We start from the raw sequence: 15,235 nt of genomic DNA on the forward strand, positions 1-15,235 counted from the left end.
TGGTTGGATACAGGAGGGGGATGTATATTTTCCTTCTGTTTTTGTATATAGGGGTACCGTTACACATCCTTAAGTTGATGGATGTGGGGTCCTGTCACATGCCCATCAACTTAAACTCTCATACCACCCCTAGAACGAAAATTTTTTGCATTTTGCTCGTATTTATTGTTTGGGGATAACTCGTTCCTTTAGCTTGATGGTGATGGGGCAGGACCCCTATAAGCAAACAAAAGATGTAGCCATGTTATAAGAAATACTGAATCGTAGTACACCCAAAATGACACTTAAATATACTAGAATGAACAAAGAAGAAAAGATAATATCTTGGATACATTTTTAATCTAACATTAAATCCTTTAAAAATACGTTATAGGATAGTCACGCTTGTTTTTTTATTTTCAAAAAAAACAGTCCAAGATAACATAGGAGAATAAGACTAAAGATGTATAATGTATTTGTTAATCCAAATAAATCGGATAGACTACCGCTTAACGTTGGACCACAGAACATGCCAATAGAGTATGCTGTGTTATAGATAGCAAAGAGTGTACCGTATGCACGAATTCCATTTTTGTCTGCAAGGTATGTCAGTTCTGGCAGAGCGGGTGCTAGTAAGAAACTGAAGCTAATTCCTAACACAGCAAGAACTAATATCTCAGTAATAATATTAGGAACGAGTGTTACGAATGGAAAACATAGAGCAGCAATAATAAGTCCAATAATCATTGTTTGATTTCTGCCAAGTTTATTTGACAGTGTCCCAATTACTGGAGCAGTAAACCCATAGGCGAGAGTAGGAACAGCAAATAAAAGTCCAATTGTTCCTGAACTTACGTGTAAAACATTATGTAAATATAAAGGAAGAGTCGGTTCTAAAGCGCTAGGCAAGGCAGCTCCAATTATAATAATTCCGATGATCATAAATAAAGAGTGCATCTTTAAGATGGAACGATAAGAAACGCGTTGCTCTGTATCTTGTTTCGGTTCATCATGAAGCAATGTGATTCGTAATATCCCATCAATAAGTGCGATTGCTGCTGCGAATATAAATGGTAAGTGATAGCCGCCCCATTGGTAAAGAAAGCCGCCGATAGTTGGTCCTAAAAGCATCCCAATTGCTTGGCCGGATAGAGCGATTCCCATTGCTTTCCCACGTTCTTGCAGAGGGAATACATCTGCAAGAAGGGCTAACCCAGCTGTCCATGTTGCAGCTGCAGATATACCTTGTAGCATTCGTGCTACAATCAATAACCAAAAACTGTTTGCAAATCCAAATAATATAGTTGCAGCTGCTAATCCAAATAAACCTAGAATCATAGGGAGTCTTCTTCCTACTTTATCAGAGAGCACTCCTAAAATTGGGGTTGCGAGAAGTAACGTAATGGCATAGCTACCGAATAAAAAGCCAATCTCAGCTTGCGTGGCCCCAAGTGTTTTTGCGTAGCTTGGAATGATCGGCACGATCATTCCATAAATAAGCATGTCAGTAAAGACAGCTACTGCTACAACCCATAAAGCAGCTTTTTGCAGTCGAGACATTTTTACTTGAGATTCCATCATTTTTCCTCCTTTCTGGTCTTTTCTTCTAATATAGATAACTTCTTTTCTAGCTTTTCGATAAAACGAAGCTGCATCTCACATTGTTCATAAATATTTTCAAAGATAAGAGTTACATGCTCAGGAACGTCAATCATTTTCTCTTTAATCGATTGTCCTGCTTTCATATTTTCGAACATGTTTATAATTTCTTTTTTTTGTTCTCGCAAAGCAACTGTAATTTTCTCGATAGAAACTGCATCAGCTGTGAAAAAAGTTAGTGCTGTATATAGATGAGTTGGAAAAATTACCGAAGATTGCTGAAAAGATTCAATCATTAACTTGTGAAATTCTTCTTTTCCAGCTGGTGTGATACTATATATTGCTTTGGAACGATTTCCTGTTTTTTCAACAGTATCTAGTTCTACTAACCCTTCTTTGTCCATTTTTTTTAAAGCGTGGTAAATAGAAGCAGGGAAAACACCTGCCCATGTATCAGTTTGCGCAGATTGCATGGCTTGCTGTAATTCGTAGCCAGACATAGGGCCATACTGCATTAATAAACCAAGTACCATTAATCTTGTCATCATTATCCCTCCGTTAAAATAGAAAACGTTTAATACTAAACGTTTAGTATTAATGTAAGCTTATTAAATAATTTCTGTTTTGTCAAGATTTGGTACGTGATTGATTGTTTAAATTAAGTGCACTACTAGTGAAGCGGTGTAACCTGATACAAATAATAATCAGAAGAAATGATTGACAATAATTATTTTTCTGATTATTATTAATGCAATTAAAAAATTGAAAATATTAGCAGCGATGAAGAGAAGAGTAATTAAGAAATGTTATGTAACAGAGAACTCCGGTAGCTGAGAAGGGGAGATAGCGATCTTAATGAAAAAAGACTTGGAGCTTCGTATGGAACTAAGATGATTAGGGGGTAATGCGACGGGTTCTCCCGTTATAGAGATAGGGTATACGCAATTTGCCGTACCCGAAGAGGTTGATATGGTGACATATCAATAAACTGAGGTGGTACCACGATGAGCATAACTCTCGTCCTCAAGATTTATAATCTTGGGGGTGGGAGTTTTTTATTTTGGAAAAAGGTAAAAGTGAATTGAAATGATTTTATGAAGAGGTGATGGTATGCACTGGGCATATAAAATAGCAAATGAATTAATTAATACGTATCCAAATAAAGATACTTTTGTGTGTGCGTCAGGAATTAGTCCTTCGGGATCAGTTCATATAGGGAATTTCCGGGAGATTGTAACAACGTATTTTGTAGTGAGGGCGCTGCAAGACTTAGGGAAGAAAACACGTTTTATTTTCTCATGGGACGATTATGATCGTTTTAGAAAAGTTCCTAAAAATGTTGATCCCTCTTTTGAAAAATATATTGGTTTGCCGTATTCAGATATTCCGGATCCTTTTGGGTGTCATGCGTCGTATGCGGAACACTTTGAAAAAGAATTTGAAAAGTCTCTAGCAGCCTTTGGGATTGAAGTGGAATTTCTATATCAGAGTAAGGAATATAGAACTGGTAGATATAACAAGCACATTCTTCATGCATTACAACAAAGAAAAGAAATATATGATATAGTCATGAAATTTAAGACGAGTAATATTTTAGAAGAAGAGAAAAATGCTTTCTACCCAATTGCACTATATTGTGAGAATTGCGGAAAAGATCATACAGAAATAAAAAAGTTTGATGAAGAAAATAAAACGATTGAATATGTTTGTAGTTGTGGAAACCATTCAATATTATCAGTGATGAGTGCAAATAATATGAAACTGAATTGGAAAATAGATTGGCCAATGAGATGGATGGTTGAAGATGTCATTTTCGAACCTGGAGGAAGAGATCACTCATCAGAAACAGGGAGTTATAACGTATCAAAAGAAATCGCCAGGAGGATTTTTAACTATGAAGCCCCTAGTTATGTAGCTTATGAATTTATAGGAATAAAAGGCGATCATAAAAAAATGTCTAGCTCAGCTGGAAATATTATAACGCCAAACGAACTACTAAATATATATTTGCCTGAAATTATCCTCTTTATGTTTTCGAAGTATAAACCAAATGCATCTTTTAACATTGGTCTAGATGAAGATGTGATTAGAAATTATTCTGAATATGAAAGGTTTCAAGAGAATTATCGAAATGGAACGTTACAAGATAAAGATATATGTTCTTCACTTGAATTATCAAAAGTTAATGATGAAAATGAAGTATTACCGAAATTTAACCAAGTAGCAGGTGTCTTACCATTAGTAAACTTTCATGTGCAGGCATTACAAAGTGTGCTTAGTAAAACAGATGAGGAATATACCGTAACAGACATTAAGAAAATAAGCGATCGGGTAGAATATTGGATTAAAAATTGGAATCCACAAAAAATGATTCGTATAAATGATAAGAAAGATATCGAATACTATGAAACATTAGATGAGATTCAGAAAAAGTGGTTAAAAGAATTTTGTGACATACTTCGTAATAGTCAGCAGATAGATCAATTAATGGAGAAAATATATGCAATTTGTCATGATGAGGATAAGAAAATCATGAGAGCCAATCAAAAATTATTATTTCATATGGTATATATGCTTGTTTTGAATAGTTCAGTTGGTCCGCGATTGCCGCTATTCATTCAGGCAGTAGGGATTGAGCGAATGGTTTATTTGTTAGATTTTTAATAAAAATAGCATGTGAATAGATAAGGTTGTATCCATAAACAATATTTTTTATTTTATAATGTTTGTTAAAAATTATTTCTTATTTTTTTGAAAGAAATTTTATAAATTGAAGATACCTTTCAAAATGATAGTTCCTCCTACCTTGAGATACGGAGGAACTGTTATTTTTATGTAAATTATACTTTACATAAAGGAATATATATATTACATTTTAAGTGGAGGGTGTTATATGAAAAATCATGTAAAGGTTGCTCGCGTAAAAGCTGATTTGACACAACAACAGCTTGCTGATGCGGTCGGTATTACAAGACAAACGGTTAGCCTGATTGAAAAAGGGAAATATAATCCGTCATTAAAGTTATGTTTACAAATTTGCTATGCCGTAAATGCAACATTAGATGAAATATTTTGGGTGGATCAGGAGGATTTTGAATGAAAAAAATTACAGATGAAAGACTCGTTTTAAGAAATTTACAAAATATTAAAATCGCTTATATTGTCCAAACAATGGGGATTTTATGTATTCTTGGCTACGACTTTATTCAAGGGGGAATGGAGAGGATGCGTGAGAATCCCCTTTGGATGGTATTTATGTTAACCACTGTTGTAGCTGGTTATTTATCGATGAGTATCGGTGTAGAACATGAAAAAGAAATAAAAGACCCTAAGAAATCATTTATTATTGGCATGGTCGTATTAACTGTTATTGTGGCAGTTTTTGCTTATCTTACTTCAATTACACCCAACTTTGGCTGGGGAGATGGTTTATTAATAGGAGCTATTATATTTATCTGTGGTTTTATACCAATTGTTTATGTGTATAAATTAAGAGTGAAGCAAGTACAGGAGTTAGAAGATGAGTAGAAGGTAGTGATATAATTGTTGTCATTTTTTAAAGAAAAAAAGCTAGTTTGTTATATTTGTTCTAAGGAAATTATTGAAGGAGAAGAATTTGTTGCTCGGTTGAATGTACCAACTAAATCGTTAATGCCAGTTGGGGTGTTAGATAAAGTATTAGTAAAACATGCGAAAGAAATTTTGTGTAAACAATGTCATCAGCAAAGTACAAATTAAGGAAGCATTTGAAGATAGCGTATTCTAAAATGTCAGATGCTTTAATAAGGAATCCATTTTGATCCTATGTCAAAATGGATTCCTTCTATTTACAGTAAATGCACGTTCAATTAATATCTGACTTTATTTCAAACCAATATCAACCTTCCATCTATTCCACGCTACAATGTACTGTGGTAAATCCTCTGGATGATGTCGAATGGAAGTAGCGATGCGACAATATAAACCTAGTAATATTTCTTCATATAAATCTATTTCATTTTGAGGCTGCCAATTGTTTAGAAGAGAAACAGCTCGTTGGATAACATGCAATTCTAAATTGTTGGGCGTTGAACAAAATGCATATACAAGGTCGTAAATGGGAGGCCCTGCAATTGGAGTAGGATCAATAACACCAACTAATTGTTCATCGCTAAAAAGGAAATTATGAAAACCAAAGTCCCCGTGTATTAGATAAGGTGTATCATTCTTATTTCTTTTCAGCCGATTCGTTACGATGTTCCGAATGAGTTGATGATCTTCAGTATTTAAGTGGGATTGAATGGTTTCGTAAGCTTCGGTAATGCGAGTATGTAGAAATAATTCCCATGTTGATTCTGGCGCATCTACCCATCCCCATTTGTTTGCATCACACATTGGATGATAAGAGTTTATTATATGTGATGAAAGGAAAGTTAGTACAGTACGTTTATTACTTTTGCGATTATTGGTTGAACCAGTCATATATTTATAAACTATGTAGTTGTCATTAGAATCCATATACATGAGTTGCGGAAATAAATGCTGGTCTCGATAGCGATTCAAAAACAGTGATTCAGCTTGTAAGACATTAGGCTTGTTCATTTTCACTACATATAAGGGAGTATCGTCATATGTAATAACGCCAACTGTACTGCTGCTTCCGCCATTTAGGCTTTTATAGTAGCCGAAAGGTTCAATAATTCCTTTATTTTCAAGTTCTTTTAGTATGTCTTCAGTGATAGAGTGCTGCATAATTTTTACCTCCTTAAAATATTTGAAGTTAACTTTAAAATAATGATTATTCTGTATTTTTGATCGTTTATATCTTTTCATAAAATGCTTCTTATGACAATGCTTTGCTAGTTTTGATGATAGTCAGTGTCCCAAATGGAATGACTATGGTTTGTTAATGAGCAATAAAAGAAGGATTCTATATTTCATTCATAGAACAAATAGTATGACCAAAAGAGAAAATTAATGTAAGAAACAGAAGTTAACATAATATAATTATGTTAATGTGGAAACTAATAAGTATTTTGATAAGGAGAATTACAATTGAAATATATTGAATTTGGAATCGGAAATAAGTGGCTTGTTAGGACAGAAATAGAATATGATGACGGAACTGAGACGGAGCAGCGTGGTATTGTGCAGCCAATTCATTTTGAGTCGGTATATATGAGATGTTGGGTAAGAAAAACTTGTTTTATTATAGATACAAAAGAAGGTTTTAAGAAAATGAAAAAGAACCGTAATGAATTCAAATTTATTTTTGGGATTGTAAGTAGGAGATAAGTAGAGAGCGAGAGATATAAAGGGAAATAACTATCCAACTGCGGGAGATTTTATTAAAAATAATTTGCTTCACATTCCAAATGAGGAAGAATCAATGTTGTTGTTGGGGAAAATAGTGAAAAATAAATTAAAATGAGAAAACTATCTATGGGGGAAGTACTACATAAAACAGAATTTGATTTGTTAGTATGTGAGGGTTTAAGAATGGAAATATGCTTCCGTTATGACTGATTATGGATTTTACTTATATTTAAAAACAAAGGAAGACAAAAAAACAATTTAGCAATAAACTGGTTAGCAGGTCCTAGGGGGTTCTAGATTGGAATAGTATTTTGCTCTATTTGAGTAGAAATAAATAAGGTTCCATAAACGACCGTTTATGGAACTTGAAAATTTACTATCTTGGGCACAAAAAAATTATTCTGTCTTTGAAATAAACTGAATTAAGTTAACTATCTGAAAGGTGAATATATTCTTCTATATCCTTAATAACTTGATTAATAGATTGCTGCCAAAATTTTGGATTAGAAAGATCAATATTAAAGTAATGGTATACTAATTTTTCAACTGGCCTTTTTCCGGTTTCACTTAAGAACCTTTTATATTTCGAATTAAATTCATTACCATCCTGTTTTGCAATGGCTAACAGACCTAAACTTAATAGATAGCCAAAAGTATAAGGATAATTATAAAAAGGAATGTTAGGTTCATAAAAATGCCCATATTTTATCCAAACAAAAGGTTGATACTGTTCTAAGCTATCACCATAGGCCCTTTTCTGAGATTCGATTGATAACTCCTCTATCTGAATGGAACTTAATGGCCCATCTTTACTTTCTTCATAGAAAAGTTGTTCAAATATAAATGATCCTCGAACTGCCATTAAATAATTTAAGCTACTTTGTATTTTATAGTTAAGCAAAGATTGTTTAACTTCCAAATCACTCGTAACGGTAATTAAATGATCCACAAAAATTAATTCAAATAAAATAGATGAACACTCTGCGATACTCATTGGAAAACGTTCTTCTAAAAAAGAAAGAGAGGGAGCATCTTTTAACTGCTTAAAATGCCAGGCATGTCCTATCTCATGTGCTAGTATTCTTACACTCTCTATCGTTCCGTCGTATCGTAAAGAAATTCTAGATTCCCCCTCACTTAGAAAGGGCGCACAAAAACCTCCAGGAAGTTTATTCGTTCTTGGTTCTGCATCTACCCAACCATCTGTTATTACATGAAGTGCAAAGTCAGCCATTTCATCATCGATCATTTCTAATGAATTGAATATTTCTTCTACAGCTTTTGAAAAAGACATTTTTCTTTGTTTATTTTGTTGAGAAGTCATTGATTGATGCCATGTTAGCTTTTCCGCATTATTCTTTTTAAAATCTAGAAAACGAGTTAAATTTTTAAAATTCTTATCTATTGTCTCCCACATTGTAAAGAGTGATTTTTGAGAAATTCCATTTAAATGAAGAGAATCTGATAATATATCGTCTTTTTGTAGGGCACAGTTTTGAGACAACCGTAATCGTGCAAAGTTATTAAAAACGGCACCAAAAAGATCCTTTTCCTTATCCAATGTATTTGTTAGAAGTTCAAATGCTTCCATTCTTTTGATAGGGTCATCATGATTCATAGCTAAATCATTCACTTCACTAAAAGAAATTACTTTTTTATTATCATCATCAATAAATTCAATCTCTAATTTATTTTTAAGCTGAGTGTACATATCTTTCCAATGATTCAATTCATTTCTTGTAAAATTTATCATTTGTTCTTCAATACCAGTATAAATGTTAGTAGATAAATCAGGAATAAAGGGTTGTACAAAAGGAAGGCTATACCATTCCTTTTGGGTTTCAGCAGGAAGTTTGCTTATATATTTTTGCCAATCTGACAATAAAGAATGAGCTTCATCTTTGAGGGAAGTTATTTTGTTATGCAATGAAGTAGGAATAGAATGATCTTTTGATTCAGAAGTAAGACAGTAACAATAGTATTCTGCTTTTTCAAGCTTGCTGCGGACATCGGAGAAGCTCTGCAGCATTTTTTTATCAATAAAACTTTCAGTGTTAAATTTTGAATAAGTCTCTTCTTTTAAATAATGAATTAAAATTTTAATTTCGTTTAATTCATTATTTAAAGTTTGATCACATTCATTTGGATATAATCTTTGTAAGTCCCAGCGTGTAGGCTTATGAGGAATTTGATTCATAAATACAACCTCCAATAGTATTATCGTATTAGTTCTTTAAATTAAGAACTAAATTACAAGTTCAATATTATCAGAAAAATATAAAAAAGAAAATAAATTTAGAATGATTATTCTTGTTCGAATGTTGCATATTTTGATATTCTATAATTAATATCCTAATAGGAGAGGGAGGTAAGTAATGTCATACCGTGTAGCAGTGGATGATTCAATAGTTTATGAATTACTTTTAAGTTTTTTATTATATAAAAGAAGGAAAAATCTAAAATATTTGTATAAAGGTACTAGTTGGATTGAAAATGTTAATGCTAAACTAACTGACCATTATAAAAGTAAACTTGAACAATTTGAAGATGTATCTTTTGGGGATGTGCTATGCTTAATAATTGAAGGGTGTCCTCAAAAAGATGATATTCATTCATTTTTAGATTGGTTCCAGAAAGTATCAATAACGACATTGTATGAATTACTAGCACCACATTTAAAAAAAGAAGATTCTCATCTTTTACTTAATCTAGAAAATCAAAAAAAAAATTATTTTTATTTCCTATCAGAGTGGTATAACCAGTACTTTAAATTTGAGAATATAGAGAAAGAAATGGCTAATGAGGCTTCAAAATTTAGTGGAAAAGCCGAAACATATTCACCAGAAGAGTTGGTAGAAGAGTTTGCGACTGGCCTTAAAATAGAAATTCCAACAATTAAGCACGTTGTTCTAATTCCTTCTCTTCACTTTTGTCCGCTCCATACTTTTAGTATTTTTAAAGAAAAAATGTTTGTGTGGTATCCTGTAAGTTTTGAAGAATCAAGAGAAAAAATATTTAACATTTCAAAAGCTCTTGCAGATCAAAAACGTTTAGATATACTTCAGCTCCTTTCAAGAAATAAATATAAATTTACGGATATATTAAATTATATAGGCGGAGCTAAAGGAAACCTCCATCATCACCTGATGATATTGCGATCAGCAAACCTTATACGTGTACATCTATCTAGTAATAATCAATTTTATCTCAGTACACGTACAGAATTTGTTTCTGAATTAAAGGAGAAAATGATAGATTTTATTCAATATGCTGATGCATAGTATTGTCTGTGAAACCAAGTGCTAAATATGTAGATTTGAAATAAAGTTTAATTAAAAAATAACCTCTTCGGATGTGATATCCGTAAGAGGTTATTTTTTTTCTGAAAAACAGGTGTATTTCATGCATTAAGTTAAAAGTAAGGAGAATATAACTTGTAATAGTATTAGAGGGGAAATAAAGTACTCCTAAATAAGATAAGTACAGAAAATTCCAGAGTGAGAAGAGGATAAACAGACACTTAATAGGGAATTGTAAACCAAGATTAAAGTGAGATAAAAGAATAGAGCATATTCTTAATAATTAATCCAAAAGTAATGATTAATATGAAAAATAGTATTAGGAGAGATAAAAGAAGATGGAAAAACAACGAAAAAAAACATTCAGCTTGTTACTCATTCTGGTAATGACCTTTGGTCTTTTTACTCTATCTAATTCAAACGTTTCGAATGCGGCACAAATTATTTCGGTTACAGATACCATTGTTAATAATAGCGGAATCTTAACGAGGGAAAGGGTTCAGGATATAAAAGCCTCTCCTGCTCCAGGAACAGTGGCACCCGGGACGGAAGTGACATTATCAACTGAGACTCCTGATACTACCATCTATTATACAACTGATGGCAGTACTCCAACGGAATCAAGTACAAAATATACCGGTCCAATAACTATAAAAGAAGCAGTACAAATTAAAGCCATCGCTGTAAAAACGGGTCTAGAGAATAGTGAGATAGCTTCTTTTCATTACACCATTAAAAAGGATGTTATCAGCATTCATGACATTCAGGGGGAGGGGCATTATTCCCCGTATCAGGGGCAAAATGTAACAAATATTGTTGGGATCGTGAACTTTGTAGCAAATAACAATAACTTCTATATGCAGGAATTAACGCCTGATAAAAATGATAAAACAGCTGAAGGTATATTAGTTTATAAAATGCCTCATGGAGTAAAGGTTGGAGATGTCGTAAAAGTCAGCGGCCAAGTTAAGGAATGGGTATTAGAGGGCTACAAGGATAAACTTAAAACCGACCTGCCTGTAACAGAAATTAATGCAAGCTCCATTCAAGTTACCGCAAGCAATCAGAAGCTCCCAGCACCGGTTGTTATCGGTAAAGACCGTATCCCGCCTGCAGAGGTAATCGATAATGACAGCTTCTCTGTTTTTGATCCTGAAGAAGATGGAATTGACTTCTATGAGAGCTTAGAGGGGATGCTTGTCCAAATAGAAAATGCAAAAATTGTTGCGCCACAGAATTCCGGTGAAATTGTTGTTATTCCGGGAACAATGAACACAAATACAAAGGCGGGGGGTCTGCGTATATCTGAAAATGACTTTAACCCCGAAAGAATCTTCATCGATATTAATGACAAAAGCTTTATAACTAAAATGGGCGATCACTTTGAAGGGTCGATAAAAGGGGTTATTAGCTATAGCTACAGTAACTTTAAAGTACTGAGTAAAAGAGAAGAATTACCAAAGCTTGTACAAGGTTCAAATGAACGCGAAACAACGACTATTACTCCTAATCGTAAAAAATTAACTATTGCTTCTTATAATATAGAAAATTTTTCAACTCAAACGGATGATGCAAAAGTCACAAGACTAGCAGAAGCAATTGTAAAGAACATGAAACAGCCAGACATTATCGGCCTGATGGAAGTACAAGATAATGATGGACCAACAGACAGCGGCACGACTGATGCAAACAAGAGTGCAGCAGTATTGATTACTAAAATTAAGTCTCTAGGTGAACCTAATTATACTTATACTGATATTGCACCAGAAGACAAAGCGGATGGTGGTGAGCCTGGAGGAAATATTCGTGTAGGATTTCTGTATAATCCGGATCGTGTATCACTTATAAAAGGCACAAAAGGAACAGCGACACAAGCAGTCCACTTTCAAAACAATAAGCTGACTCTAAATCCTGGCCGCATCGATCCAATCAATCCAGCCTTCTGTTCAAGTCGAAAACCATTAGCAGCACAGTTCAAATTTAATGAGAAAGACGTTATTGTAGTTGCTAACCATTTTAACTCAAAGCTTGGAGACTATCCGTTATTTGGAAAAATACAGCCTCCGGTATTTCATAGTGAAGAGCAGCGAATAAAAATGGCTAATGTCGTCAATAGCTTTGTGAAGGATATTCATTCAAAGAAGAAAGATGCCAATATTGTTTTATTAGGGGATTTTAATGATTTTGAGTTCTCCGAGCCTTTAAAAGCATTAAAAGGAAATGTATTAACCAATATGATTGAGAAGATTCCAGCAGAAGAGCGTTATACCAAGAACTATCAGGGAAATGCACAGGTGCTTGATCATATTCTTGTATCAAATAATATGGCGGCGAATACGCAGGTGGACATTGTCCATATTAATTCAGGATTTATGGAAAAGCATGGTCGTGCAAGCGACCACGACCCTGTTTTAGTCCAAACTCTTGTAAAATAAGTAAAATGATTCCCGTTTAAAAAAGTGAGGTTTATTTTGGTTAGATAAAGTAAAAAAGCTTATAGACAAGGCCCTATTGGCTCTATGTCTATAAGCTTTTTTTTCCTTCTGGCAGGATGCAAAGACTTGATATGGTTGATTTGAATAGGCTACACTGGATTGGACAGTTATTAAGTTCTAGAAAAACAAATCATTAGAGAACGTTATGGGCAAACGTGAGCATCGAGCATTTACAGATGAGTTCAAACGGCAGGTGGTTCAGCTTTATGTGAATGGAAAATCACGTACAGATATTGTAAGAGAGTACGAAGAAAGAAAGCTAATTGAAACGTGAGTTTGAGGCGATAGCAGCAGAATGGAGGATATTATGATAAAAATCGATAGAGATGGTGAAGCCTATTGGAGTGAAACCGTTGATTTAGGTGTTTTAGGTAAGTTCAATAGCATTTTTATAAATTTAGATGGATGCGATATAACAGGGGCGACGGATGATATGTCCCAAGAAGAGAAGATAGACAAAGTTACAAAATATTATGGTAATAGATTCAAGGAGTTAGAAGTAAATGCGGGTTTTATAAATGAGCAATTTCTAATGTGGATTATAACGCACTTATGTGATATAGAATATCCATTTTGGGAATTTTGTGATGAAGATGAAGGCAGTGAAGATTATCCAGATTATATAGTGAAAGAAGAAATAAAAAAGTTCGAAGATGAAAATGGACAATTGAAACATGATCCGTATAGTCCAAGTCCGATTTATAAAGAAATTCAGGAATATAACGCATATAATAATGAAGATAATTTATCAAGCTATGAAATTATAGCGAAATATTTACCAGTTCTTGATTTTAAAAAACTTGTAGATACAATTAGAGCTGATAGCATAGATACATATGAAGATAACATTAACTTTCAAGTGAGTAGCGAGGTTTGTGGTGGTATGTTACTTTGTGCTACTTACGGAACAATATATGCCAATAATGAGCTAGAAGTTACGCATAATTGTTAATCCTAAATAGACTGGTGACAATAAAAATGGTGATTATATAGCAAAACAATTTAACATGTAGCGAGAAGTAAATCTCGATGTTAAAAGTAAAAGATTTACTCTGTATGGTCGAAATGCTACCGGATTAGCCCCCTATCATTTGGACACAGAAAACCGTATTCGTCCTTTTTCATACGTTTACACAGGTATTAATATATTTGCTAAAGAAATTTGTGACACATGTGGTGGAATATGGAGGGGCAAAAAACTTGTATAAATTAATCAAAGGAGGGTATATTTTGCGGATATGGTTGTAGAAGACGAACATTATTATAATAACAGTTATGTTGTTGTTAACGACATAATAGAGTTTGAAAGAGTCTATATGATTGATGAAGATAAATTTAATAATAAAACGTATGAAGCTTTAGGGAAGGTGTATGAAATATTGCCATCTTATATGGGAAATCAAACCACTTTTCCCTGCTGGTTTGGTGATGAGGAAAAAGGAGATACATACTTTATATCAGTTTCATTTGAAATGTCAGGACTACAGTTTTGGGGGGAATTGCCTATTTCAGATTTTTTACAATGGGAAAATAAATTCAATGAATTAATAAAGAACTTCCCATTTAAATATCAATAAAAGAAAGCTTCTTATTAAGCTAATGAGTGCTTTAGTACAACAAAATACAAGTTCTTTGTTGTGGTAAATAGCTCATTTGTAGTACAAAAAAGGATAGATTGAACAGATTTTTATATTGTTCATCTATCCATCTTTTTTATGCTTTATAATGAGTGACATTAAATAAAAATGTATGGATGAATATGATTCTAACTATTCTCTTGATTTTTAATAAAACTAGATTCTTTGTGTTTTTTCTTTATCCTATGTAGAGTTAATTACAAAAACTTACTGGTAAATGATGTATGACTATGACTTAGTTTTACACGTATCTGAAAAATATCAATTTCTTTGATTTCAAGTACCTTCATTTCATCTCTTATTGTTCGCTAAGACTCAACTTTAATGGATTTGGTACTCTGGGTCCCTTAGTGTATATATTCTCATGAAATATGATTTTGTGTTTTTCTTTTTTCATCAACTGTTCTTCCCAACATACAAGGGATACAATAACATACATTATTTATATCTACGCTTTTCTTTTCGCTGGGATCAATGTGCCCTCGCTAATTCCTGTTATCTCCTCAACTTGCTTATAAGAGTGATTTTCTAATAGGGGTACCGTCCCATCGCTATCAAGCTAACAAAACAAAATTCCCCCTAAAATGAAAAAATACGCTATTCTTTCTGTAGAATCATAGGAAAGGATGGCGTTTTTGTATGTCAATTTCTGTATCTAATGAATTACAACTATTTGCTCAAGAAATTCAAAGCTTTTTATCTCCTAATATCTTACGAAATCTTGCTAGAGATGTTGGCTTTGTACAACGAACAAGTAAGTACCAAGCCAAAGATTTAGTCGCTTTATGTGTATGGATGAGTCAAAATGTCGCTACGACTTCTTTAACTCAGCTATCTAGCTGTTTAGAAGCGTCAACAGAAGTTCTCATCAGTCCTGAGGGACTAAATCAACGATTTAATAAAGCGGCCGTTCAATTTTTACAACACATAT

The 15,235-nt window shown here is 33.3% G+C and carries 13 protein-coding genes, 3 pseudogenes and 1 other annotated feature; of the genes and pseudogenes, 11 read left to right on the plus strand and 5 right to left on the minus strand.

Annotation, left to right across the window (positions count from 1 at the left end; translation table 11 throughout):
• Positions 1-378: 378 nt before the first annotated feature.
• Both ACIGHG_RS07080 and ACIGHG_RS07085 read right to left on the minus strand, forming a co-directional pair.
• The gene (locus ACIGHG_RS07080) at positions 379-1,557 is read right to left on the minus strand and encodes an MFS transporter (protein ID WP_396547795.1); all 1,179 of its coding nucleotides are present in this window, start codon (positions 1,555-1,557) and stop codon (positions 379-381) included.
• Positions 1,557-2,123 carry a PadR family transcriptional regulator gene (locus ACIGHG_RS07085; protein ID WP_396547797.1) on the minus strand — a complete coding sequence of 189 codons (567 nt, stop codon included), beginning with the start codon at positions 2,121-2,123 and terminating at the stop codon, positions 1,557-1,559. Before ACIGHG_RS07085 ends, ACIGHG_RS07080 begins: the two co-directional genes overlap by 1 nt.
• A gap of 226 nt (positions 2,124-2,349) precedes the next feature.
• Positions 2,350-2,606 (plus strand) — a binding site (T-box leader).
• Between the two features lie 82 nt (positions 2,607-2,688).
• On the opposite strand from ACIGHG_RS07085, the gene lysS reads away from it, so the two are divergent.
• The 4 genes from lysS (at position 2,689) to ACIGHG_RS07105 (ending at position 5,316) form a co-directional block, all read left to right on the plus strand.
• Positions 2,689-4,242 (plus strand): lysine--tRNA ligase, encoded by a 1,554-nt coding sequence (gene lysS, locus ACIGHG_RS07090; protein ID WP_396547748.1) that lies wholly within the window; start codon positions 2,689-2,691, stop codon positions 4,240-4,242.
• A gap of 229 nt (positions 4,243-4,471) precedes the next feature.
• The gene (locus ACIGHG_RS07095) at positions 4,472-4,678 is read left to right on the plus strand and encodes a helix-turn-helix transcriptional regulator (RefSeq protein WP_336474609.1); all 207 of its coding nucleotides are present in this window, start codon (positions 4,472-4,474) and stop codon (positions 4,676-4,678) included.
• Positions 4,675-5,106 (plus strand): hypothetical protein, encoded by a 432-nt coding sequence (locus tag ACIGHG_RS07100; protein WP_336474608.1) that lies wholly within the window; start codon positions 4,675-4,677, stop codon positions 5,104-5,106. The genes ACIGHG_RS07095 and ACIGHG_RS07100 overlap by 4 nt, the downstream gene beginning before the upstream one ends.
• Before the next feature lie 18 nt (positions 5,107-5,124).
• Positions 5,125-5,316: a hypothetical protein gene (locus tag ACIGHG_RS07105; protein ID WP_396547750.1), complete on the plus strand. Its 192-nt coding sequence runs from the start codon at positions 5,125-5,127 to the stop codon at positions 5,314-5,316.
• A 123-nt stretch (positions 5,317-5,439) separates the two neighbouring features.
• On the opposite strand, the gene ACIGHG_RS07110 is transcribed toward ACIGHG_RS07105, so the two are convergent.
• Positions 5,440-6,309: a phosphotransferase gene (locus ACIGHG_RS07110; protein ID WP_396547752.1), complete on the minus strand. Its 870-nt coding sequence runs from the start codon at positions 6,307-6,309 to the stop codon at positions 5,440-5,442.
• 303 nt (positions 6,310-6,612) lie between these two features.
• On the opposite strand from ACIGHG_RS07110, the gene ACIGHG_RS07115 reads away from it, so the two are divergent.
• Positions 6,613-6,852, plus strand: a complete 240-nt coding sequence (locus ACIGHG_RS07115) for a DUF3977 family protein (protein ID WP_336474605.1) — start codon at positions 6,613-6,615, stop codon at positions 6,850-6,852.
• A 448-nt stretch (positions 6,853-7,300) separates the two neighbouring features.
• On the opposite strand, the gene ACIGHG_RS07120 is transcribed toward ACIGHG_RS07115, so the two are convergent.
• Complete coding sequence (locus ACIGHG_RS07120) at positions 7,301-9,070, minus strand: M3 family metallopeptidase (RefSeq protein WP_396547754.1); 1,770 nt, start codon at positions 9,068-9,070, stop codon at positions 7,301-7,303.
• A 178-nt stretch (positions 9,071-9,248) separates the two neighbouring features.
• On the opposite strand from ACIGHG_RS07120, the gene ACIGHG_RS07125 reads away from it, so the two are divergent.
• From ACIGHG_RS07125 to ACIGHG_RS07145, 5 genes and pseudogenes are all read left to right on the plus strand, one after another.
• On the plus strand, positions 9,249-10,154 hold the full coding sequence (locus ACIGHG_RS07125) for a winged helix-turn-helix domain-containing protein (RefSeq protein WP_336474603.1): 906 nt from the start codon (positions 9,249-9,251) through the stop codon (positions 10,152-10,154).
• 356 nt (positions 10,155-10,510) lie between these two features.
• A complete protein-coding gene (locus ACIGHG_RS07130; RefSeq protein ID WP_396547757.1) occupies positions 10,511-12,607 on the plus strand; it encodes a chitobiase/beta-hexosaminidase C-terminal domain-containing protein in 2,097 nt (698 codons plus the stop codon).
• Between the two features lie 205 nt (positions 12,608-12,812).
• Positions 12,813-12,917: pseudogene (locus ACIGHG_RS07135) on the plus strand (transposase); the annotation flags it as partial.
• Positions 12,918-12,974: 57 nt separating this feature from the next.
• Positions 12,975-13,619, plus strand: coding sequence for a hypothetical protein (locus ACIGHG_RS07140; RefSeq protein ID WP_090913664.1), 645 nt, complete (start codon positions 12,975-12,977; stop codon positions 13,617-13,619).
• A gap of 364 nt (positions 13,620-13,983) precedes the next feature.
• Positions 13,984-14,244 carry a hypothetical protein gene (locus ACIGHG_RS07145; RefSeq protein ID WP_396547759.1) on the plus strand — a complete coding sequence of 87 codons (261 nt, stop codon included), beginning with the start codon at positions 13,984-13,986 and terminating at the stop codon, positions 14,242-14,244.
• Positions 14,245-14,752: 508 nt separating this feature from the next.
• Here the strand turns inward: ACIGHG_RS07145 and ACIGHG_RS07150 are convergent.
• Positions 14,753-14,839, minus strand: a pseudogene (locus ACIGHG_RS07150) (recombinase family protein); the annotation flags it as partial.
• A gap of 104 nt (positions 14,840-14,943) precedes the next feature.
• Between ACIGHG_RS07150 and ACIGHG_RS07155 the strand changes: the two are divergent.
• Positions 14,944-15,235, plus strand: a pseudogene (locus ACIGHG_RS07155) (IS4 family transposase); the annotation flags it as partial.

Source organism: Bacillus sp. NPDC077411, assembly GCF_044543425.1.
Taxonomy (GTDB): domain Bacteria; phylum Bacillota; class Bacilli; order Bacillales; family Bacillaceae_G; genus Bacillus_A; species Bacillus_A bruguierae.

Excerpts from the sequence above, each read along its gene's own strand:
- ACIGHG_RS07140 (WP_090913664.1), top strand. The coding sequence starts at position 12,975 with ATGATAAAAATCGATAGAGATGGTGAAGCCTATTGGAGTGAAACCGTT.
- ACIGHG_RS07130 (WP_396547757.1), top strand. The coding sequence starts at position 10,511 with ATGGAAAAACAACGAAAAAAAACATTCAGCTTGTTACTCATTCTGGTA.
- ACIGHG_RS07145 (WP_396547759.1), top strand. The coding sequence starts at position 13,984 with ATGATTGATGAAGATAAATTTAATAATAAAACGTATGAAGCTTTAGGG.
- ACIGHG_RS07120 (WP_396547754.1), bottom strand. The coding sequence starts at position 9,070 with ATGAATCAAATTCCTCATAAGCCTACACGCTGGGACTTACAAAGATTA.
- ACIGHG_RS07080 (WP_396547795.1), bottom strand. The coding sequence starts at position 1,557 with ATGGAATCTCAAGTAAAAATGTCTCGACTGCAAAAAGCTGCTTTATGG.
- ACIGHG_RS07095 (WP_336474609.1), top strand. The coding sequence starts at position 4,472 with ATGAAAAATCATGTAAAGGTTGCTCGCGTAAAAGCTGATTTGACACAA.
- ACIGHG_RS07110 (WP_396547752.1), bottom strand. The coding sequence starts at position 6,309 with ATGCAGCACTCTATCACTGAAGACATACTAAAAGAACTTGAAAATAAA.
- ACIGHG_RS07085 (WP_396547797.1), bottom strand. The coding sequence starts at position 2,123 with ATGACAAGATTAATGGTACTTGGTTTATTAATGCAGTATGGCCCTATG.
- ACIGHG_RS07125 (WP_336474603.1), top strand. The coding sequence starts at position 9,249 with ATGTCATACCGTGTAGCAGTGGATGATTCAATAGTTTATGAATTACTT.
- lysS (WP_396547748.1), top strand. The coding sequence starts at position 2,689 with ATGCACTGGGCATATAAAATAGCAAATGAATTAATTAATACGTATCCA.
- ACIGHG_RS07100 (WP_336474608.1), top strand. The coding sequence starts at position 4,675 with ATGAAAAAAATTACAGATGAAAGACTCGTTTTAAGAAATTTACAAAAT.